This is a genomic window from uncultured Psychroserpens sp. (assembly GCF_947492715.1).
Classification (GTDB): domain Bacteria; phylum Bacteroidota; class Bacteroidia; order Flavobacteriales; family Flavobacteriaceae; genus Psychroserpens.
Genome location: NZ_CANLNS010000001.1, coordinates 1,439,619 through 1,462,861, shown reverse-complemented (window position 1 = coordinate 1,462,861; position 23,243 = coordinate 1,439,619). Strand labels below are relative to the sequence as shown.

The following is a 23,243-nucleotide window of genomic DNA, read 5'->3' as shown; positions in this document are numbered from 1 at the left end:
CAGTGATTATTTTAAAGATTTATACAATGGTCTTCTACGGTGTTGCTCCTTATGGTCTGGAAATAAGGTTATAAAAAACTCAGTCCAACCACCCATTCTAACTCTTAATAAATTATAGTCTTCCGGATTTTTCTGAGCTTCTTCAAAGGTTTCTGGGTTAGCTACTGTTAATGTCAGAATATTTCCACCATTACCTTTAGCAAATTTATCTATAACATCTACCAATTCGTTTAATGGAAAATCTTCTCTAATATTTAAATCGGCTGGTGCTCCATCTGATAATAAATCAATTCTAGAATCTTTATAGGAGTTTAACCCCTCCATAAGTGTTGTAGAAGGCGCACTAAAATCTTGATCAATATTACCCATTTCAGTATTTAAAGGAGCTGGAGACATATCAGAGGCAATCGATTGAAATTTAAATCGCCCATCTGGAGTTGCTCCAACAAAAGACCCTCCAAAAACATATTGTTCAAAAGTTCCAACACCAGGAGCAATTAATATCTCGAACGGCTTATCTTCCAAACCATATTTATCTTCTAGTTTTTCCCATTGCTCTTTATGAATTTTGGATGCTTTCGTTTTAACTAATTTTTCGTAAAAGTCTTCAATAAGTTGCCAGGCAATTTCATCGACAGCTTTATTATTATGACCAAATTTAGGTTGACTTATACAGGCTTCTCTTATCTCATTAATTCGTTCTTTAGTGATATATTTCCCAACGAGCTCTGATTCTTTACCCCAATTCGTTCTTAGTGCACTTACAAGTTCTTCGAGCGTCATAAACTTATCCTGAAATACGAGTTTTTTAATCACATATAGCGAATCTGTTGTGGTACTGATACCTGTCATTAAGGGAGAAAATAGTTTGTATTTCGCTCCTCCTCCTGAAATATCTCTTCCAGTTTCCATACAACCCGCAATCATTGCAGACAGCAAAGGAGAAGGACTTACGTTTTCTTTTATACCATATTGATTTAAAATGCCATTATAAAACTTGTGACATCCAATTTCCATATGCTGAAGAAATATGTCATAGAATTGCTTAAAAGATGTTATCTCCCTTGCAGGTTTTGTTCGATAACTCCCCTTGCTTCCTCGTAAATACGTTCCTCCCGAAAATGCAAATCCCGCACCACTGTTAAGTGCTTTTTCAAGAACATCTAGAGCACCTACAAAGCCAAAACTAAACTCTGTTTCTCCGGCGAATAGGGTTTCATAACATCCATCACAAGCATAATTTCTGGCGCTAGCGAGATCAACATTACCTCCTGTTTTTTTATGCAAGGCTGGTATTATTCTATCATCATTTAGCAAGACTGGGTGAGCGCCTCCACTCTTTAATGCTTCTGCGGCTAATTTGAGAATTTTTGGTTTGGTTTTGCTATGAACTCGCAAATCTAATGTTGGGCTATTTAGTGGTAATCTTCTAGCCGAATTAAGGCACATTTCTGTGATTTCGTTTGCTGCATCTTTGGCTGTCCTATCATTATTGGCAATTGTGCCTCCAATAGTAATCTGCTGCATCCATTGATTGAGCAATGCGCCTTGATCAAAATTACTAGCTGCTCCAGACCCAAGTAAGGCGCCATCTGAAGAGGTAAACCTGTCTTCGGCAAATCGTCTTTTAAGAATCACTTTCTCATCTAATTTGATCCAAAAAGCATCTATAGCGTCTTGAGCCTCCTCTTTTGTTATCACCTTATTCTTTACATCTTCTTTATAATAGTTTATGAGCAGTTGATCTAACCTTCCTATTGGGACAATTTCACCCGTGAAATGTAGCGCACAATGCATAAAATAAATACATTGAAGTGCATCAATAAAAGAGGTTGCTGGCTCTGCTGGAATGCGTCTTAATCTATTAGAAATAGACTCCATGTTTTTATATTCAATAGTGTCCGAAGTATACAAGTCTTTAATACGTCCACAATGATCTGCATAAGCATTAGCATAGTGATTAACACCTTCCATGACATTGATAATCGACTTATAAAATGATATTTTACGTTTATCTTTAGTATTCGCCATATAGCTTTGACACATTGTTATAACTCCAGAAGTACCATGTTCTAAAATAACGGTATGATCAGGAACAGTATGACCAAAAGGAGACCATTCATTTAGATATTGAATTTCCCATTGGATGGTTTCTTCATCGGTTAGATACCGCATCAACTCTTTACCTTGACCTACCGAGTAAGGAGGTAAGGCTCCTACTACAGTTTCTAAAGGATGTACATGCATGGTTTGCCCATTAAACCAAAACTCTTTTCTAGTTATTAATTCTAATGTTTTCTGAATCGCTAAGCCTTTACGTTCCATTATGGGCAAGCCTTTAACTTTTCGTTTACTATTTCCTTTGAAATAATCAAACAAATGACCCAATTGATCTTGTTCAATCCAAGCGGGTTTGGAATGCCACTTTTCAAACATTTCCTGAAGTAAGATGCAATTTCTTGATGAAGGTTTATCCCTATGTCCGTTTGGCAAATTTTCTAGTGAGCGCCAGTAGCTCAAAATATTCTTGTGCATTTCTATAGTGAAATTAAAGTTGGTTACATAATTAAGAAAAATGTGTACATCATACCATACCCAATATTGGGTATAAATGATTCTATTCTTAATTCTTTAGGGAGATATGAGCTATAAATGCTCCTTTTAAATATAGTGAAAAAAAATGACTAATCTTTATTTAGGGAAAATAATGTTTTTGAAATTTTAAATGAAAACCAAATATTTACCAAGCACACCACGCCTACCAGAACTGCCTTATTCTCAGTGTTTTCAAAATTTCTTAAGCTTAAAATAACAGATAAGATTGGCAAAATTGAAAAGAATATAGTATTTATAATAAGGTAAAGCCATTGCCTATTTATATGATAATCTAAGCCAAAAAACAAGGCTCGTTTTTCATCAATATTAAGTGATTCACCTTTAGCCTCTTCTAGTCGATAAGAAAGCCTTTTAAGATTGAATGCCATGAAATAAAAATAGATTAATATTCCTAGATTAATTAAGCCTCCAAATAAAGCAAATTCACTAAAAGAAAGATTAAAATTTACAACGGGAATTCTAACTTTTTCATCATTTTCAAATTCATTAATTTTCTTTTTGAGATCTATATTTCTTTCAACCAACTCTCCATAGCTACTAAATTGCATTAATTCTAAAGAGGTTTTTATTTTATTTATTTTTAATAAGTTATCTTTTTTTAATAGCCCTTCAAGGTGAGGACTATAGTAATTCATGAGCATAATATCAAGGGTTTTAAATTTCCCCGAAGACTTTTCTAAATCATCCAATTCTTCATAAATGTTTTGCGCTATTTCGCTTATAGTTATTTCTCCGGATTCATGTTTTTTTTGGGCATCCTTAGATATTAAAATTGAATACTTAGTTCCGTTAGTTATTTTAGAAAAATCATCTATAGCCCATCTAAAATTAAGAACATTAAGAACTTTTTCTATCTCCATTCTGCTTAAGTCCTCAAAACCTTTATTTCTTTTGTGCAAGGTTAATAAATACCTCAAATCGTTATGATATTCGGACAACTTTTGTGCAGAAAAATTCACATAGCTTTTTATACTATCTACAGGTCTTTTTTTAGCAGTATCGAGCTCTTCTGGGAAATAGCCCTCTGAATCTACTTTTGCGCATAAAACACTATAGGGTCCAGAGTACTTATTAACATAATCATCTAAGTTTATATAAAACCCGTCATAAATTTGACGGAATTCGTCCCAAGGACAATCTAAAATTTCATTTAAAGCAATTATTTTATTTTCATAAGACTTTTTTCGCTTCTGCTCTTTTAGAAGAATTAAAATAAAGGTGATAATAAAAATTAAAAGCAGTGCGCCAACATTAACAATCCTATGCCTTAGGTATTTTATTCTGTCTTTATAAATATTTGTTGCGAATTCGTCCATGTTATTAGTTTTTATGTTTCAGTATTAGGAATAGAGAAGATATCCTAATACAACTATAGTTGCCAAAACAAAGCCGACGATTACCCACTTAATTTTTGGTAAATCTGGTGGTACTGAATCTATGTTTTTATTGACAATAATTTTTAATACATCATGATCTTCGGCGCTGGATAAATTGAGTTCTGCTTTAGCAATACCAAAAGCCGATTCAAACGTTTCGCCTGAACATAACGAATCGTAAAAAGCTCTTGAAAAATCTATAGCCATTGTATTTGCAACAGCCATTTTCATACCAATAACGCAATGAATTTTACTGGAAAAGATTTCAACGTTGTTTAGACTGTAACATGCCGATAAGACTACACATTTTAAATACTTACTATAATGGTCTAAAAAAGTTCCGAGTTGATCAATATATACAATCTCGGTATGGCCATTTTCATCCTCAAAAAGTAGTGTTTGATCATCATTACCATGTCCAGATATATGCAAAACATTAGGTTTATATTTATTTAAATATCTTCGCATAGCTCTTTTTGTAGACGCATTTCTTACATAGAGCCTGTTATTCGTTGGGTCTACAATATCTTTAATAACATTAATCTCGTCTTGAAGCCTAAGTTGGCCAGTATCTTTAGGATTAACCCCAATAAACAAGATTCTCATATCTTAAAGTTTTAAATTTGTTATGTCACCTGTATCCGATTCATCTTCTCCTGAGCTTCTATAGTTAACTTCTTCTAATATGAGTCTTACTATTCTATCGTCTTCATAAACATCTGTAGCTTTTTGAAAAGAGAATCCAGTTAATGTTTCAATAACATGAACTCCTGTCTGATAGGTATCTGCATCTTTAAAATCAAGAAAATAATCATCCTCACCATCAGTGCTTCTGGTAATTTCCATTGTAGGTTCAACAATGCCATTATTAAGTAAAAGATTGGACTGATTAGTTATAAAGGCGACTCTCGATAAGTCATTGTTTTTATTTAAATAATAAATTACTTTCCAAAAAATCCTAGGAATTTTAACTTCATCACCATCAATTCTAGTTACAAAAACGGGATCATTTTGATTGAGAATAGGCCCAGTAAAAACGATTAATTTCTTTTTGTGCTTAACCCCTTGCGTATGAAGAATATAATTTTCTATTCGTCTCCATATACTCCTGTTTAATCTGGCATGTTGAGGCACAGCATTGGTATAATAAAACGTAGAATCTGCAGCTTCCTTAGCCACAGATGGGCCAGTTCCCCATTGTGTGTCTTCCCTTTTTGTCATGTGACCTCGATCAAAATCACTGTGGTATGCACTATATAACTCTTTCCCAAATTGATGTGAAAGCGGAATTCTGTCATCTTTATCAAAATCATCTTTTCGATCTAATTTTTCTATAAATTGAGATCCATCAATATTGGTTGCTGAGAAATAAGGAAATTTTCTAAATGGATTTTGTAAAACAGAGTAGTTAATATAATTTAAATAGTAACGATCTAAATTAAGTCCTGCCTGCTCATATTGATGACGCTGCTTTTTAGAAATGCTTGGCACTTCTATCTCAAAATTCGGTATAAAATTTTTGTTATATGACATTTCGGTTTTGGTATTTATAAACACATTGCTTTCTAAGGTTTTTCATTTTTTAATCATTGTATTTGAGCGTCAATTGTTATTTAATTTAAATAAAGCTCTTCATTTATTATTCTGCATGTTCATTTGATGTGTTCCTGATTTTTAGTCTCCTGTCTTGCCCTTCAAATTTCACATACTCATTTCCTATTTTTCCAGATGTGATATTATCATTTAATCTTGAGCCAATTAAAAAATAGTAGAACAAAAAGTTCTTTTTATAAATGCTATGTACAAAAAAGATAAAGACCGCTTTTAGCAAGAGTATCGCAAAGAGGACAATGATTTTTATTGTTCTAAATTGATTACTGACATAAGCCTCGTCTATAATTTCTTTTTTTGACAAGAGTAAATTGGTCACTATACTTTGGTCAAAAAGAATAAAAAACACTTGCATCGCTGCATACAAATACAGAAGGCCTAATACATAATTCTTTGCGGCAATAAATTTACTATCCAACCTACCTATAACCAAGCAAAGACTAACGGCTACAACAATACCGCTAATAGATCTCGTGATTAAATGAAACATTCCCTTTATTATGTCTAGATCATAACCAAATAAAGTGTTATGGTTTGTGTTATAAATATATATTCCAATAGTTGATAAAATTAAAATGGTACCAATTAAAATAAATAGTGGTTTTTGATACTTCACGGTATTCACATAATGCAGGCCATTTTTAATGTCATAGTTTTCTTTTAAGGTTTTATCAGTCAATAACTTATACAAGATGTAAAGAAAAAAGGCCTCTATACCATTTAATGAAATATCTATGAGATGTACATATTTCTTTAAAAAATCCCCATCTGGGTCTATTAAACTGGATATTTCGGATATGTAATAGAAAAGGTATAACGACAAAAATGAAATACCTAATAACTTCCACCATTTTGCAAATTGCTTAATAGCACTTGTAGCCCTTAAGTAGTACTTATACATATCGAAAACATTAGATTGAAACACTTTTTTCAAATAATCATCAGATTTTCTAATGGCTTCAAACTGAACAAATCCAATGGTGGGTACGATTTTATAAAAGATCATATAAAAAATAAGACCTAGCTGTAGAATAAGATTGATAAGAAGCATAGGTGGTGTGCCTTTTGTAGAGTCTTTAATAGCAAAAGCGCCAACAAAAATTAAACTTGTAAAGGTTACAGCTATTGCTGTTTTTTGATTAATAACACTAATCCCGTTTTTTTCGTCTATAACATCAGCAGCAACTTCGATTACTTTCTTAAAATCGTCTCCATATAAATCGCCTAACTGCGTTAACGTCGATTCTGGTATTTGATGTGATGTTTCGTTGGATTGATTCTCAATATTCTCAATTGTGCTCTTTAACTGTACTATAAATAAGCCTATTTTTTCAATTATTTTTTCCTGATTATCATGATATTCATCTTCAGAAATTAAGTCTTCTTCTAAACTCTCTATATTAGTTCGGTATAATTTTGAAATACTATCAATTTCAACTTTTAAACTAGAACTTACGGCACCATAATGTCTTCCTTTTTTGGATGGGTCTAAGGTTTCCATAAGATCATTTATTGCTCTCAATTCTCTAAGTCTATCAAGCAAGGCAAAGTATTCATCTTTAAATAAGTCATATCTAACTTTTACATCCTTAATACTAGAGATTTTAGACGAGGGAACTATAGGGCTTTCAGGTTGGTCTTTTGAATCGAGATCACTTAAAACCTTATCATTGACTATTAAAGTAGGAATCTCAGGGTCATTTTCATCTTTAAATCCTAAAACATCTCTTCCTATTTTAAAGGCTACTGGCACTGGTTTTCCTGAAAAAAGACTATCATAGAACGCTTCAGAAAAGTATTCTGCCGATTTATTAGATACTGGTTTTGACATCCCAACCACATAAGCGATTTCTGGTTTGAAATTTTTTAACGATACCGAGCTACGACAAGCATTTAAAACTAGGCATTCCAAATCAGGAGAGTAATTACCCAAAAACTTTGACAGGCCCTGTATACTTAAAGGTTGGCTATACTTGTCATCTCCTTCAAACATAAGGTTTCCATTTTCATCTCCATGGCCAGCAATATGTAGAATATTAGGTTTGTGTTTATTTAAATAATGCACCAAATCTCTTCGAGTTACTGCACCTCTATCAATAAACACGAAATCATCTTTAGAATTACTCTTTGCCAGAGCGTTTTCTATTAGTTTGACTTCATCTTGTAATCTTAAATAAGGTGTATCTATTGGGTTAGTCGCTAGAAATAAAATCGTTTTTGCCATTCAATTTAATTTTAAGGGATAATGCGTTTTATGTTCACATTTCCTTGTGCATTCTAAAAAACGCCATAGTTGATACTATTTGAACAACTGGGTTTACTTTTAATTTCATTGATTTAAGGGCGTTTGTTCTTTTTCCAAAAACATCAATAAATATAATAAGTGCTACACGTAAATAAATACCCAATATTAGGTATTAATACATATCTACATTAAAAAACTACAAATAGGGAGGTATGATAATAGAATATCACTCCTAAAGTTATGCAAAAAATATGATATGGAATAACTGGCATTTCTGAAATTGTCCCTGTGCTCTGAAAGGGAATTTCTTTTAATGACATATTAGAAGTCTAATAGTCTGTAATCCCTAATTTGTAAGCATAGTAAAGATGTGATAAAAAACATCAATGTTCTAACACTATTCTTATACTGTTTTAATGAATATATTTTTTACCTCAATAACAGATCTAAATGTAACACCAAAAATAAAAATTTCGTAAAACACTGTTTTTCAGTTGATATGAACTAATATTTTTTGTAACTTTAAACATCTCCCTTAGTTCCGATTAATAGCTCCACGTAATTATAATTTATTTATTATGGAGTACACAATCAATGGTAAAATTATATCCGAAAACGGAGATGGTTTCAAGAACTTATTAGTTGTTTTTTATGATACGGACAAAAAACTAAACTTACCAAAAATCCTTAAAAAAAGTATTTTCGAATATTTAGAAGACAATGGTTCTGAAAGACTTGGGTCAACATATTCTGAAAATAACGGTTCTTTCACCTTTGGTTACAACTATAAAGACTTCGCGCCTGATAATGAAGAGGAAAGACCTGACATTATTGTAATCGTTCTTACTCCAGAAGAAAAAAACAAAACCCTCAAAGATAGAATCCTTTATTTCTCAAATCATCCATTGTTAAATGGAGGTCAAAATGAGGCAATAGTAATTAAGTTAGATGTTGCAAATGACATTAATATTGAGCCTGAATATAAACCAACTCCTCCAATGCTTTATAATTATATTAAAGTTACCAAAGAGAAAGAGAAACAATTTTCAAATAAAATAGCTCCGTTACTTATTGATTCATATAAAAAGAAAAAAAAGATTAACGAAGATTCGATCTTTAAAAATACCTACCTAACCACTTTATCTAAAACCATATTAAAAAACGACAACTTTATTAAGGATAGAAAAGACAAATCTGTTTTGTCTAAAAAAATGAAAAAGATGGTTGAGGCTTCATATAAAAAGTTCGAACTTCCATCAACAACGCTTTCCACTTATTCCCTTAACCTCACAAAAGAAGACTTTAAAAAACTGAAAATTGCTGAAAACCATTTTGACAATAACGATACTATTGAAATTCCATATAACAAATATTGTGGATTGATAAATGAAAAGATGGGAGGAAAACAATTAATAAAAAAGGGGAAATTAGACAATTGGATTAGATTAGCGACTCAAGAGGTTATCCCATCTGATTTTACAGATATTCCTCCTGACAATACCGATTCAAACACTCCTCCTACAATTACTATTGGAGAGCCAAGTTTAACAGAAGAAGAGGATAAAGATGTTACGTCATTAGTTAAAAATCAACTAAACCAAATCTATGCAGACTCCAATATTGAACTTAATAATAAAGGCTTACACGAGAAGATTAAATCCGATATACGGTTTTATAAAAAGAATAGTGATAATAATTCTGATAGTATAGATAGTCAAATTGCTTATCACGATTTTCACAATTTACAAATTGCATTTGAAAGTATTTGGGCAGAAGCTTTTGATGGTAAAGTAAAAGAAGATATAAGCAAACTATATAATTATGTCGTTGAAGTTTTAGAAGAGTATAACGACCCAAATTTCACTAATTCTGAAATCAATGACATAAAAGCAATCTTGGATAATGAAGTTGTTGATTACAGAGATGTGTTATCAAAAATTGGTTCAGTTACAAGAACTTTAGGCGAAGGAATACCTATTCCATATCAAGTAATGTCAATTGGGTTACCAAACATAGGGGATAAATGGAGTAAACTATCTATTCAGCAACAAAGTATTATCATTGAATTGGTAGAAAATATAAACAACCCAGAAATAATAAATATTGATTCATATCATAAATTTAACAAGGAGGAAAAAAAACAAGCTCTATTTGAAATAGTCAGGAATAATTTAGACTCCATTGCTAAGACCATCATTAATAAAAATTGGAATGGAAGAAGGGGTCAAACTTTATATTATATTTGGTCTGATTTATCAGATGGTAATTCTGGCAGCATGAATAATGCAAGAAATCATTTTTTAAATCAAGTTTCACAAAACAAGGATTTCTTTTCTGTTGATGAGTTATATTTTTCAATGAATCATGGATTCGATTGGAAACCATGGCATGGGAATCATCATGAGCGCATGTATTTCAATGTTAAAGATTATGTTTTTGAGAAATATGGTGCTTCTAAAGAAAAAGAAAGAGATGAAATTTTAAAGATTCTAAATAATCCTCAAGGAATATCTACAAGAACAGAAAACCTTATTAAACAACTAAATGAAAGACTTTTAGAGCCTTATGCGTTTCATGTCTTTGCACCAGATTCTGTCAATTATGGTATTCTAACAACCTATAGGCAAGAATGGAGACCAGAAAACTGGCAAGTGGGTGATTTGGTATCTACTATTCCACTAACACCTGGTGAAAAAAGAAAATTCACTAAAAAATTAAAGGTTAAAAAAACACGTTCACAAAAAGAAATCGAAAAGTCTTTATATAGCAGAACTGATGAGTCAAACTACATTTCTAAGGCTCATACAGATATTGTTCAAAAAGCTCAATCTGCAAATAATTTCAATATGACGGTCAATGGTAATTTTGGGTTTTCTGTCGGTGTTTTTAATGGTGGAGGAAGTACGTCTACAACATTTCAAAATAATCAAAGTGTAGAATCTGCTAAAACCAAAAAGTCAATTCGAGAATCAACGATTAAAGCCGCTCACGAATATAAAAATGAGCGTAATATCGAAATATCAACAACTGATGAAACAGATTTTGAAGAAACGACATCAGGTGAAATTTCAAACCCTAATAATGAGATTACTGTAACCTATTTATTTTATGAATTAGAAAGACAGTTCAGAATTACTGAAAGCCTACATAAACTTACACCAGTAATTATGGTGGCATTCGATGTGCCAGAGCCACATGAAGTTGATGAAGATTGGTTATTAACACATGAATGGATATTAAGACGAATTCTATTAGATGATTCATTTAACGAAGCTTTAGATTATATACGTGAAGGTATTGTTGGCGACCAAATAAATTATGAAGCTGCAAAGGCACATTATAACAATCAAAAGAAAATCGTTGAAGAAATATCTGGAAATGTAGAGAGCATGTCTTTATTGAAAGCGTCTATTCAAGAACAGCTTAATAAGACACGTGAAAGGAAAAATATAGTAGAGTTTAATAATAGAAGAAAATCAACATTTGATGCATTCACAGCATTCACTGGAGCTGTAACAGGTGCTTTGCCAATTATTGAAGGAATCAAAGGAGAAGCTAATGGGTATGACCCTGAATATTACAAAGCTGAAATGGAAGCTTTTGAAAATAGGCTAAACCTCACAAAAGATGAATTAGTTGCTGTGCAAAATGAGCTAGCAAGAGAGATTACGGCCTTAGAAAAAGCCAAAAATCAAATGATGGGCTTGACAGAGAAAGTGCAGACCAAACGAAATCTTATCAATCAACTACGTATTCATGTAAAACAAAACATTTTATACTACATGCAAGGCATATGGGAAATGGAGCCACCTGACCAACGGTTTTTTAGATTGTATGACAAAGTTGCTCCTATGGTCAAGCCAAAAGATATAATATTGGAAAAAACCTCATCACAAAATACTCGGTCACGTTATAATATGAACTTTATGACTACCGATAGGACATTTGGTGGGGACTTTGTTCGTACAGTATATGAAGTACCAGAAGATATAGATGAAACCAGAAAATTGCACGAAGTAGCAGATTTAGATAATTTAATGGGTTTTAAAGGTAATTATGCCATTTTTCCTTTAAAAGAATGTACCTACTTAACCGATTTTATGATGAAAGATTATGTCAATGAATTTCTTGGTTTGGCAGACCCAGACGAACATGGTAATTACAAAATAGAAGAGTTAAGAAAGGCATATAAGTTATTAGAGAAAAGTGGCAAGTTTAAGGAGCTTGCCGAACAGATTAAGGAGCTTATTACAGCCAAATTAGCAGATCCACAAATGAAAGATGAATTGGTTGTTGTGCCCACAGGTCAATTGTTTATTGAAGCATTACCTGGCAAGCATGCTTTATTAGAAGACTTTAAATTAAAGCATAGAGCTATGGATGTCCTTAAAGTAAAAGAAGAAGTTAGAGAGGCTCAAATTGAGAATTTAAGGAAGAGTGCGAGGATTTTAGATAAAGAATATAATGACCCCTTAAACGATAAAAGAATAAATATTTATGGTAAACAAAGTGATTTAGATATAAACATCTAAATTAACCTTAATATATATCTTTTTAATGGGAGAAAAAAGTAAAAAAACATCAAGAGGAAATTCAATTTCTTCAAGTGACAGAGGCTTAGGTTATAAAATTGATAATAAATCTGTTCTACAGTTTGAAGCAGATTCTTTTATTATAGACCCAATACGCTTTAGACCTTTTAACACTAACAATAAGTTTTCTAAATATTTTACTATTGGACTTCAAGTGAAAGGTGAAGTAATGGTAAATTCAATAATCTCTTCTGATAAAACAGTTAACAAAGAGTTAATTTCACTTTCTTCAACATCTATTGAAGCACAAACTCCAAGTAGTCAAACAAATTTCGTAAATGTTCTAAAAAAAGAAGAAATAAGATATTTTTCTCAGAGACTACATATAAAGACTGAAAAACTATTGCTTTCCAAAAATATAGGTCATTGGTTTAATGCACTTAATAAGTTAACAGAAGATTTAAGTACAAAAAGATTTTTAAATTCAGTAAAGAAAATAACCAATAATCTACCTGAGAGTCAAAGCATAAGAAAAGGCATTGTCATCGACGATTCAATTGAATTCAATATTGGACTGTCAATTTCTGGTAGAGTTACTCCTTGGCCAGTTTTATATTTATATATAGGCACAATAGAGATTCCTGTTAAAAGTTTCAATTTTGAAGAAAGTTATAAAGGCAATAAATTCAATTTAACTTTTAATGGATTATTAATAGTTTATGTAGGGTTTTCTATTGGTTCGCTTGAAAAAACTTTAGAGTTCTTAATGGAAAGAGGATACATCGATAGAGCTGTTTTAACCTATTTCAATTCTTCTAAAGCAATCTTGTTTAAAAGGCTGAGTGATTTTCTTGAATTAATAAGATCTATGCAAATGTTTAAACCTCTTTTACGAAGTGTAACAGGTTTAATTACTACAATTGGGTTAGTTGTTTCACTAATATATCTTGCTTATAGAATGTTTGAAGAACTATCTATTGCAAGAATAAGAGGAAGTAAAAGAGCCCATCTACATAGGTATTGCAGAGTGTTTATTGCTCGGCTTTTATGGAATAGTAAAACTGTTAATTCAATTAAAACCAGAGATGATTTGATAAAAGCCTATGAGTTATTTAGTAAAGAACATGCTAAGAAAATATTTTTAACGGATTCAAGAAAGAAAAAAGAATTTAGACCTACTGAGATTAAGGCTATAAATGATGTAGAAAGTCTAATGAATAAATTTTCAATTCATTCAGAATTACAATTTTTAAGATTTCATATATGGGCTTTAATCGAATCTCAGAATAATGCTGCGACTAAAAGAAGAGTAAAAAAAATGCGCAATAAATTCTCAAAAATAAGAAATGAAAGAGAAGTAATTAATCTTTGGGTAGAGACATCTTCTTTATTTGAAAGTTTTTTAAAAAGGATTCTTTTTTAATTTACCTAAACTATATTCAAATAAAAATAAATGATTACAAGAGTAGAAAAGGAATTATTAATATGTAATGAAGATAAGTTTGCAAACATTTGTAGACTATATTTAGCTTATAGATATTCAATAGTGCATTCATCTGGTTTTGCTCTTGGAAAAGAAAAATCTAAACCTGGTATTCCAGACAATTTTATTACATATAAAGATTATTACATATTCAATGAAATTACGACTCAAGAAAAGAGTCTAAAAGCAAAGTTGAAAAAGGATATATCTGATTGTTTTAGTCAAAAAGAAATTCCTAATGAAAAAATAGTCAAAGTTATACTAATCTGTAATAGTAAAATAAATCCAAAATTAGATAATGAACTGCGTGAACATAAAAATTTGATTGATGAAAGTTCAGAATTAGAAATTATTGGGATAGACGCATTAGCGAATATAATTGTTAACGAATACCCATCTATTTCTAAAGAACTTGGCATACCAATAGACACAGGTCAAATATTAGAAGTATCAGCATTTGTTAATCAAATAGAAGAAAGTAAATTTTCAACCACATTAAAAAATCGCTTTTTCAATAGGACTGAAAATATCCAAACTGGATTAGAATCCTTGATTAATCAAAATATACTTCTCATTTCTGGTCAAGCAGGAGTAGGAAAAACTAAACTATCGTTAAAGTTAGTTGAAGAATTTAAAGAGCAAAATCAGGATTATCTTGTCAAATACATTGTTAATAATGGTAACCTTGATATTTGGGAAGATTTAAATTCGCAAATCTTAAAAAACAAAAAATATCTCATTGTTATTGATGATGCAAACAAATTAAAAAACAATTTAGGTTTAATAACTGGTTTCATTAAAAATAGAAAAGATGAAAACATTAAGTTGATTCTTACTGTTAGAAATTATGTAAAATCAGAAGTTGAAGGCTTTATAGAAAGCTATGGATTGATAGATTTGAAGGAATTTACGAGAGAAGAATTATCAAACATTCTTAAATCACCTGACTTCAACATATCAGAGTATTACATAGATAAGATATACTCAATTTCAAAAGGAAACCCAAGAATTGCAATAATGGCAGCTATTGCTGGATTGAATAATGAGTTAGACAAATTAAATAATGCATGGCAAATTCATGAAGAATACTTCTCAACTTTAAGCGATAGCATTAAATCTTTAAATGATACAGACCTTTTAAAGGTAGCAGGGATATTATCATTATTCAAAACTATTGATACCAAACACATTGAAACAGTATCAGAAATTGAAAGTTATTTTTCGGTATCGCAAGACACCCTAATAGATAAACTTAAATTATTGTATTCATTTGAGGTAGCAGATGAAATGCAGGGCATTTATAAAATAGCTGACCAAATATTGGGTGAATATATATTCTACAAAATATTCATAAAAGAAAAACAATTATCTTTTCAAGTTTTACTTGATGCTTATGTAGATAAAAGACAATTTAGACTATCTGGAATCTTGACTCCAATTATTAATAACTATGGTTTTGAAACAGTAAAAGATTTAATTGAATATGATATTAAAAATAAATGGGAATCTATTAAAGTTGATGATTTCAAAGCAGTACAATACCTAAAAGACTTTTGGTATTATTTAACATCAGAAACACTAATATTTCTAAATAGTAGAATAACAAGCTCAAAACCTGATAATCTTTCTAATTTTAAATTTAGTATTCCTAATGAAAATTATATAGAACGATATGATGACAACTATATAGACCTACTAATTAAGTTTAAAGAGATACCTGAAAAATTTGACTTCGCTCTTGATTTATTATTTAACTACGGTCTGTCATCTCAATTACTATTTTCTAAAACCCTAAAAGCTTTAAGGCAATCATTTACATACGGTCAGTATAGCTATGAAACTGGATACAAAATTCAATTAAAGCTATTTGATTTTTTGTATTCAAGAATAGAAATTGATGAAGTGTTTTATTCTAAAATTATACTTTATATAGCTGACAAATATTTAATTGATTCTTATGATTATACAAGGAGTCATGGAAATACTATGGCCATTGTCCCTCAAGCTATTCAACCATCAAAAGAACAACATAATTTTAGAGATAAGCTTTGGACATTCATTTGTAATTGTTATAAACATGTTGAATTAAAAGACTCAGTATTAGATTTCTTTTTGAAACACCATTATTCTCATCATTTTAATGTTGACGAGATTATAAACTTTGACCAAAAATATATTATCCCATTTATAGAATCGAACTTTTCGAACATCAATTTTAAAGAATCAATGGTAGTTAATCAATACCATAGAAGGTTTAATTTAGAAGATTCAGAAGGTTTTAAAAATAAATTTACAAGTAAGGAATATCACACTTGGCTATTACTTAATGAAAGAGGGGAAGAAAACAAACAACTTGTTGTCGATACATATAAAGATTTAAAATATACTGACTATAAGAAACTTTTAGATGAGATAGAAATCATTGAAAAACATAAACCAAATTACTTTAGTGGTTGGTCTACAATTTTAGATTCTATATCCTTAATATTTGAGGATTTAGCAAAAAGAGATTTTAAAGTATTAATAAAACTAATCGAAGAACTGCCTAAAAGAGAAATCTCAAATAAGATACGAATTGGAAAGGCTTTTAAAGTTATTGATTATTCTAAATCAAACTTAAATGTATTAAGGAAGGTTGTAGTTAATAACAAGAATAATCATACTTTCTTGTTAAATCTAATTCTCAGTATGCCAAATTATCTAATAGTTAGAAATGAATACGATTTAGCTATTGAATTATTAAAGAGAGAAGAGGCAAATCATATAACTTTTCTTGAAGATTTACTTCCAAAAGTAGACCACCTCAATATAGATATTGATTTAGAATTAAATAGGATATTTAAAATTTTAGTAGACAGAACAAAAAAAGAAGGCTATTACTTTGTACATCCAGATTTCTTCAAATTTGTCAATGATAGCTTTCCGAAATTATTTGAAAAATATATTGAAGAAATAAAGATTATATACCTAAACTTAGATGAAAAAGGAAGACGTTTTGATTATAACCTTGAAACTCTTAGATTAATTTTAGATTATGATAGTGCCTTCATAACTGATTTACTGAAATCAAACTTTGATGAACACACACGAATAAGCAAAAGAGACCTATTGGAGAATGATTTTTCTAAATTGTGGTCTATGGATAACTATCAAACCATCTTTAAACTAATTCTTTCATATTTCAATTCACATCCAATTATCTTCCGTTATAGTGCAATCGAAGTCTCCAATTTATTTAAAGGCAATAGTGACAGAGAATTATCCCTACTCCGAAATACTATAAATGAGACAACAAATAAAAACCTAATGAGGAGAATTTATAATATAGTTGTCACTAAATACAATGATGAAAAATTCACTTTTCTAAAAACCATTTTAGAAAAGAACAATGATTTAGAGTTTTTTAGAGATTTAGATTTTTATGTTTTGAGCATTACATATAACGGAAATGAAATACCAAGAATACATCATAAAATAGATGCATACAAAGAAGCTAAAGAGTTCTTAATCCAACTAAATAACATTGAGTACTTGGAACACATAAATGCATTAGAACAGGCTATAACAAATTCTAAAGCAAGTATCGAAAACGCACGGAAGAGAGATTTTTTAGATAGATGGGGATTATAACATTTAATTAAATATGTATTGGGGGATACCACCCTCTTGAAAACTACCCTTATCCTTGTCTTTTTTTGCCCCTATCCCCCTTGTTATCATAGAAATTCTTTAGGATATAGGATGATAAATAGTGTGATTCCCATAGGATAAAACTTTATTTTATAGATAAAAGATTTTATTATAACTTTACTTTACTTATTAACTGTCAACACAGCACCCATAAGATTTAGTGAATTTTTTAAAAAGCATTGTGTTATGGGGCAAATGTGGGGAATATAAAAATAAATAATCCCTTAAAAGACTAATTTTAAGTCGATTAAAGGATTATTGCAGTACTCAAGGTGGGAATCGAACCCACACGACCGAAGTCACTGGATTTTGAATCCAGCGCGTCTACCAATTCCGCCACTTGAGCAATTTTGGACTGCAAAACTATAAAATAATTTATTACAATCAATCAAAAATAGTAGGTTTTATGCTTTTTCAGTCCAAATAAATTCCTAAATTTGCACCTCGTTAAAATAAAGCGCCTTAATTAATATAAATAATTCATTACCAATGTCAAATATAGCGACAGAAGCAAAAATTTTTGCATGTGGACAAAGTAAAGAACTTGCTGAAAAAATTGCAGTGACTTTCGGTGTACCTCTTGGTAATGTTATTACATCAACATATAGTGATGGTGAATTCCAACCTTCTTATGAAGAATCTATAAGAGGTACTCGAATTTTTATTATTGGTTCTACTCACCCAGGACCAGAAAACTTAATGGAAATGTTATTGATGATTGATGCCGCAAAACGCGCATCAGCAAGACACATTACTGCTGTTTTACCTTATTTTGGTTGGGCTCGACAAGATCGTAAAGACAAACCAAGAGTTCCAATTGCTGCAAAATTAGTAGCAAAAATGCTTGAAGTTGCTGGTGCTACACGTATTATCACAATGGATTTGCATGCCGATCAAATTCAAGGGTTTTTTGAAAAACCTGTAGATCATTTATTCGCTTCTACAATATTTTTACCTTACTTAAAATCACTTGCTTTAGACAATTTAACCATTGCTTCTCCAGACATGGGAGGATCTAAAAGAGCTTATGCTTATTCTAAGGCTTTAGAAAGTGATGTTGTAATTTGTTATAAGCAACGTGCAAAAGCCAATGTTATTTCTCATATGGAACTTATTGGCGATGTCACTGGAAAAAATGTTGTACTTGTAGATGATATGGTAGATACGGCTGGAACATTAACGAAAGCGGCAGATTTAATGATAGAAAAAGGAGCACTTAGCGTAAGAGCTATTTGTACACATCCTATTTTATCTGGAGATGCCTATAACAGACTTGAAAACTCAAAATTGCAGGAATTAATTGTCACAGATACAATTCCTTTGAAACAACAAAGCGACAAGATTAGAGTATTGAGTTGTGCTAATTTATTTGCTGAAGTAATGCAAAACGTACATTACAACAAATCAATTAGTTCTAAATTTTTAATGTAATTTAATATTAATATAAACACAAACAATGAAATCAATTACAATCAATGGATCTCAAAGAGAAAGCGTAGGCAAGAAGGCAACGAAAGCCTTACGTAATGCTGGTCAGGTTCCTTGCGTATTATACGGAGGAGACCAAAACGTGCATTTCTCTGCACCAGAATTGGCTTTTTCTAAACTTGTATACACGCCTAATGCGCATACAGTTGTGATTGCCTTAAACAATGGCGAAACTTTCGATGCTGTTTTACAGGACATCCAGTTTCACCCAGTAACAGATAAAATTTTACACGTAGATTTCTACCGTTTATTCGAAGACAAAGAAATTGCTATGGATATTCCAGTTCATATTATTGGAACATCTAGAGGTGTTTTAAATGGAGGTGTTCTTCGTAGAAACAGACGTAAATTAAGAGTAAAAGCTTTACCTAAAAATTTACCAGATTTCTTAGAGGCAGATATCACTCCTCTTAAAATTGGTAACAAGCTATATGTAACAGCTTTAGCAGGTGAAGGGTATTCTTTATTACACTCAGACAACACAGTTGTTGTTCAAATCAAGACAGCTAGAACTGCTGTTATTGATGATGAAGATGAAGATGATGAGTTAGAAGAAGGAGCAGAAGGAACTGCAGCGGCAACTGAAGGAGGAGATGCTCCAGCAGCTGAAGCACCAGCTCAAGAATAGAACACATATTATTCTATAATTATTAAAAGCATTCTATTTATTTAGAATGCTTTTTTATTTTTACAAAAAACACTACTTAATTATCTGGAAGTTTATACGTAATTTATTTAATTGGAATTCAATACCAGAAACTATTGAAGACATAGATCCTATGAAAAAATTTCTCATCGCTGGACTTGGTAATATTGGCGATAAATACACCAATACAAGGCATAATATCGGTTTCAAAATTTTAGATGCACTTGCAGAAAAAGAAGCACTTAAATTTGAAACTCAAAAACTTGGAGACTTAACCACATATAAATTTAAAGGCAGAACCTTTATCCTACTTAAACCTAGTACATATATGAACCTAAGTGGTAAGGCTGTAAAGTATTGGTTAACAAAGGAGAAAATTCCATTAGAAAACCTATTGGTTGTTACCGATGATCTCAATCTTCCCTTTGGTAGTTTAAGGCTAAAAACTAAAGGAAGTGATGGCGGCCATAATGGACTAAAAGACATTCAGAATGTATTACAGACTACCAAATACAATAGATTTAGGTTTGGAATAAGCGATACTTTTAGCAAAGGTCGCCAAGTAGACTATGTTTTAGGCGAATGGACAGATGATGAAAACGAAAAGATTACAGAACGTCTTGACAAATCTATTGAACTCATAAAGTCGTTTGGAACGGCTGGAGTCAGTAACACAATGAATACATTTAACGGAAAATAAAAAAAGAGAGCTTAAAAGCTCTCTTTTTTTATTTAAATTCAATAATTACTATTCGATAACTATTTTCTTAGTTGCTTTTCTATCTCCATCATTTACAGTTACTAAATACATTCCAGATTGAACGTTATTCAGGTTTATAATTTGATTGAATTCTGAATTGCTACCGTATGAATTATTAAAAATTCTTCTTCCTCTAATGTCCACAACGTTGACCGTTATATCCTTATTTGAAGTTGAATTTAATTTAATTGTAAACTCACCATTGTTTGGATTAGGATAAATAGCAAAGTCATTAACACCAAACTCATCAACACTTAAAGGTGTTTCTGTTGTAGAGCAAATTTCAATATACCAATCGTTAAGTGTTCCTGTATCAGCATTGAAAAAATCTTGAATCTCTATGGTCCAGTCACCCGAACTATCTAATCCAGAAAAAACATCCAATGGAGACGCAGGGCTATAAGTTCCTGTTGTAGGAGAAGCACATGCTACACCAGGTGCTCCGTCTTCAAAAATAACATCAAAATCTGTTTCCCTTCCGCCGTTACATGTTCTGTTCCAAACTGTACTTAACGCAGTTCCATTTGGATGAGTAACACCAACAACTAAATCACCAATCCAAGTATGAGCAACATCAACGTTTACTTTAACCTCTCCAATAGATCCAGTATCTGGAATATTGATTATGTTACTTATTGCTGCTCCAGGTTGGTTAGCTCCAGTTCCATCAGGTATTGCCGTCCCAAGTGCACCTGAAGCGTATTGTGTACATGTTGTTGTTACTTCATAATCTAATGGGAATTCAGAACTGTTTAATGCGTAGTAAATATTACCAACTGCTTCGATCATAATTCGGCAGTAAGGTGCTGGTATATTTGGCACTGTAATCATTTCAGAACCGTCATTAGGTGTATTTGACGCTAATACGGTATCAAAATTTTGTCCACCATCAGTAGACAACAATATGTTTACGTTGGCTGTATTAATACCATTGGCATTTGTTCCAGCAACATCCCAAGTAACCATTTCGGCAGTTCCACTAGTCCATAACGCCCCACTGTCTTGAGATGTTACTTCAAAAGGACCTGAAGTACCGCTTACATTTACTGTCATGGTATCAAAATCACTTTGAGGCATTTGGTTCACTCCTCCTGCTTCAGATCGGTCTCTTACAGTTAAGGCAAAAGTTAAACTTCTTCCTACTGTTGAGACTGTTTCCCATGTTGTATTATTTGCAGACAATAATGGATTTGATTCTGTCAATTGTCCGTTTAAAACACGTGAGAAAACTGGCATATATCTATCTGGTGAAGTACTTGGAGGTCTAGATCTCCATAGTGGTCCAGTCGTAAGAGTTGGTGTAAAATCATTTCGAGTTGTGTACCCATCATTTATTTGTTCCCAAGTATAGGTCAAAGCATCACTTCCATTTGGGTCTGTAGCATCACCTTTCAAAATAAATGCTGTACCATTAGGAATAGTATAATTTGGTCCTGCATTTGATACAGGAGGTGCATTTGAAATACCAGTTGTAACCGCACAATTGTTAGGTGCTGTAGCAACGTTATTTAAAATTTGATTGATACTTCCATAATGGAAATATGGATCACTATGACTTTGAACATCATTGGCTCCTGTTATTCCAGCGTAGCCCATAATTGTAGTACCACTTCCAGGTTCGAAATTTACAGAATTATTATCAGCCGCTGCATGTGTATGCAAAGCTCCCATTTGATGTCCTATTTCATGAGGAACATAATCAATATCAAAGAAGTCGGCCATGTAAGGTCCTCCATCATTATCTTGGAACGAATGAGAAGAAAAAGCACTTCCCTTGTTACTTTCGCATACACAACCAATACAACCTGCATTACCATTATTTCCAGCAAAAGCAAATAAATGACCAATATCATAATCTGCTGATCCTACAGTTGCTGTTAAGTTAGTTTGCAAACCACCATTTAAATCCCCTCCATATGGATCAGGAAACGATGGAGAATAAATTAGATCTAATGCTGGATCATCTGCTGTATCTACAAGAACAAAAGTAATTGCCATATCTACTTCATAAACCTCATTTGTTCTATTAAGTGTTGATACGACTTGAGCTAGTGCATCGGCTCTGTTATTTCCATTAGCATTATTTCCATCATCCCAAAAATTGGTATATTCCTGAGTTACTGAAATTGCTATTCTATAAGTTCTTAACAATTGATCATTAGCATCTCTATTAAGTGTAGTGCCATTTGTTCTATTTGAACTTTCTAATTCTTCTGTTAAACACTCAAATGTTTCTGAAGAATTCTTTCTAGCGCTTTTATTATACAAAAGGTACTGTCCGTTAGATACCTTCGTTGCAGGTTGAATAAAAAATGTGCTTTCGTCAGGTTTTGAAATCATAGCATTTAAACCTAACTGCGTTACACTAAACCTCACTCTAACAGTTGGGTCATCAACTTTTGAGCCCAAATAGGTTTTAATGTTTTCATGCATTGCTGCATTGTCTTCAGAAGAGAAAATTGAGGTCTCCACAACACGATACTGTTGTAAGGAGCCATCTAAACTTGGAAAATCAATAACAACATTAGATACACCATTTGATTGATTTCTCAAAGGAGCATTAAGGAGTTTTGATTTAAAACTTTCAATATTAAATTGAAAAACGCTAAAATTATTCTCATCTAAGTTGGCAAAAGATACATCATCAATACCTCTTTTATTGTTTAACAATTGCCAATCTTGAGCTTGCGTGCTGATTACGGTGACCAAAAATAATAGACAAGTCACCAAAACTTGTTTTGATAATTTTTTCATAGGTGGTAGATTTTTTTTGTTTGTTTGAGTCGACTATTCGAC

General features: G+C 31.6%; 12 protein-coding genes and 1 tRNA gene. 6 read left to right on the top strand and 7 right to left on the bottom strand.

Annotation, left to right across the window (positions count from 1 at the left end):
- Window positions 1-6: 6 nt before the first annotated feature.
- The 5 genes from Q0787_RS06590 to Q0787_RS06570 form a co-directional block, all read right to left on the bottom strand.
- The gene (locus Q0787_RS06590; protein WP_298901461.1) at window positions 7-2,535 is read right to left on the bottom strand and encodes a pyruvate formate lyase family protein; all 2,529 of its coding nucleotides are present in this window, start codon (window positions 2,533-2,535) and stop codon (window positions 7-9) included.
- 149 nt (window positions 2,536-2,684) lie between these two features.
- Entirely contained in the window at window positions 2,685-3,932 is a 1,248-nt protein-coding gene (locus Q0787_RS06585; RefSeq protein WP_298901460.1) for a hypothetical protein, read from the bottom strand.
- A 24-nt stretch (window positions 3,933-3,956) separates the two neighbouring features.
- On the bottom strand, window positions 3,957-4,598 hold the full coding sequence (locus Q0787_RS06580) for a CHAT domain-containing protein (RefSeq protein WP_298901459.1): 642 nt from the start codon (window positions 4,596-4,598) through the stop codon (window positions 3,957-3,959).
- A gap of 3 nt (window positions 4,599-4,601) precedes the next feature.
- Window positions 4,602-5,525: a DNA/RNA non-specific endonuclease gene (locus tag Q0787_RS06575; protein WP_298901458.1), complete on the bottom strand. Its 924-nt coding sequence runs from the start codon at window positions 5,523-5,525 to the stop codon at window positions 4,602-4,604.
- Window positions 5,526-5,631: 106 nt separating this feature from the next.
- A complete protein-coding gene (locus Q0787_RS06570; RefSeq protein ID WP_298901457.1) occupies window positions 5,632-7,827 on the bottom strand; it encodes a CHAT domain-containing protein in 2,196 nt (731 codons plus the stop codon).
- A 599-nt stretch (window positions 7,828-8,426) separates the two neighbouring features.
- On the opposite strand from Q0787_RS06570, the gene Q0787_RS06565 reads away from it, so the two are divergent.
- Genes Q0787_RS06565 through Q0787_RS06555 form a run of 3 tightly spaced genes read left to right on the top strand, consistent with a single transcriptional unit; the run spans window position 8,427 to window position 17,493 of the window.
- Entirely contained in the window at window positions 8,427-12,380 is a 3,954-nt protein-coding gene (locus tag Q0787_RS06565; RefSeq protein ID WP_298901456.1) for a hypothetical protein, read from the top strand.
- Between the two features lie 25 nt (window positions 12,381-12,405).
- Window positions 12,406-13,803 carry a hypothetical protein gene (locus Q0787_RS06560; RefSeq protein WP_298901455.1) on the top strand — a complete coding sequence of 466 codons (1,398 nt, stop codon included), beginning with the start codon at window positions 12,406-12,408 and terminating at the stop codon, window positions 13,801-13,803.
- Between the two features lie 30 nt (window positions 13,804-13,833).
- Entirely contained in the window at window positions 13,834-17,493 is a 3,660-nt protein-coding gene (locus Q0787_RS06555) for a hypothetical protein (protein WP_298901454.1), read from the top strand.
- Window positions 17,494-17,817: 324 nt separating this feature from the next.
- On the opposite strand, the gene Q0787_RS06550 is transcribed toward Q0787_RS06555, so the two are convergent.
- Window positions 17,818-17,899, bottom strand: a tRNA-Leu gene (locus Q0787_RS06550).
- 143 nt (window positions 17,900-18,042) lie between these two features.
- On the opposite strand from Q0787_RS06550, the gene Q0787_RS06545 reads away from it, so the two are divergent.
- From Q0787_RS06545 to pth, 3 genes are all read left to right on the top strand, one after another.
- A complete protein-coding gene (locus tag Q0787_RS06545) occupies window positions 18,043-18,984 on the top strand; it encodes a ribose-phosphate pyrophosphokinase (protein WP_298901453.1) in 942 nt (313 codons plus the stop codon).
- Window positions 18,985-19,009: 25 nt separating this feature from the next.
- Complete coding sequence (locus Q0787_RS06540; protein ID WP_298901452.1) at window positions 19,010-19,669, top strand: 50S ribosomal protein L25/general stress protein Ctc; 660 nt, start codon at window positions 19,010-19,012, stop codon at window positions 19,667-19,669.
- Window positions 19,670-19,820: 151 nt separating this feature from the next.
- Window positions 19,821-20,387 carry an aminoacyl-tRNA hydrolase gene (gene pth, locus Q0787_RS06535; RefSeq protein WP_298901451.1) on the top strand — a complete coding sequence of 189 codons (567 nt, stop codon included), beginning with the start codon at window positions 19,821-19,823 and terminating at the stop codon, window positions 20,385-20,387.
- Window positions 20,388-20,435: 48 nt separating this feature from the next.
- Here the strand turns inward: pth and Q0787_RS06530 are convergent, their stop codons facing one another.
- Window positions 20,436-23,201: a reprolysin-like metallopeptidase gene (locus tag Q0787_RS06530; protein ID WP_298901450.1), complete on the bottom strand. Its 2,766-nt coding sequence runs from the start codon at window positions 23,199-23,201 to the stop codon at window positions 20,436-20,438.
- Between the last annotated feature and the right edge of the window lie 42 nt (window positions 23,202-23,243).

What these genes read in the sequence shown, in the direction of transcription:
- Q0787_RS06590 (WP_298901461.1), bottom strand. Translation starts at nt 2,535, where the DNA reads ATGCACAAGAATATTTTGAGCTACTGGCGCTCACTAGAAAATTTGCCA.
- Q0787_RS06585 (WP_298901460.1), bottom strand. Translation starts at nt 3,932, where the DNA reads ATGGACGAATTCGCAACAAATATTTATAAAGACAGAATAAAATACCTA.
- Q0787_RS06580 (WP_298901459.1), bottom strand. Translation starts at nt 4,598, where the DNA reads ATGAGAATCTTGTTTATTGGGGTTAATCCTAAAGATACTGGCCAACTT.
- Q0787_RS06575 (WP_298901458.1), bottom strand. Translation starts at nt 5,525, where the DNA reads ATGTCATATAACAAAAATTTTATACCGAATTTTGAGATAGAAGTGCCA.
- Q0787_RS06570 (WP_298901457.1), bottom strand. Translation starts at nt 7,827, where the DNA reads ATGGCAAAAACGATTTTATTTCTAGCGACTAACCCAATAGATACACCT.
- Q0787_RS06565 (WP_298901456.1), top strand. Translation starts at nt 8,427, where the DNA reads ATGGAGTACACAATCAATGGTAAAATTATATCCGAAAACGGAGATGGT.
- Q0787_RS06560 (WP_298901455.1), top strand. Translation starts at nt 12,406, where the DNA reads ATGGGAGAAAAAAGTAAAAAAACATCAAGAGGAAATTCAATTTCTTCA.
- Q0787_RS06555 (WP_298901454.1), top strand. Translation starts at nt 13,834, where the DNA reads ATGATTACAAGAGTAGAAAAGGAATTATTAATATGTAATGAAGATAAG.
- Q0787_RS06545 (WP_298901453.1), top strand. Translation starts at nt 18,043, where the DNA reads ATGTCAAATATAGCGACAGAAGCAAAAATTTTTGCATGTGGACAAAGT.
- Q0787_RS06540 (WP_298901452.1), top strand. Translation starts at nt 19,010, where the DNA reads ATGAAATCAATTACAATCAATGGATCTCAAAGAGAAAGCGTAGGCAAG.
- pth (WP_298901451.1), top strand. Translation starts at nt 19,821, where the DNA reads ATGAAAAAATTTCTCATCGCTGGACTTGGTAATATTGGCGATAAATAC.
- Q0787_RS06530 (WP_298901450.1), bottom strand. Translation starts at nt 23,201, where the DNA reads ATGAAAAAATTATCAAAACAAGTTTTGGTGACTTGTCTATTATTTTTG.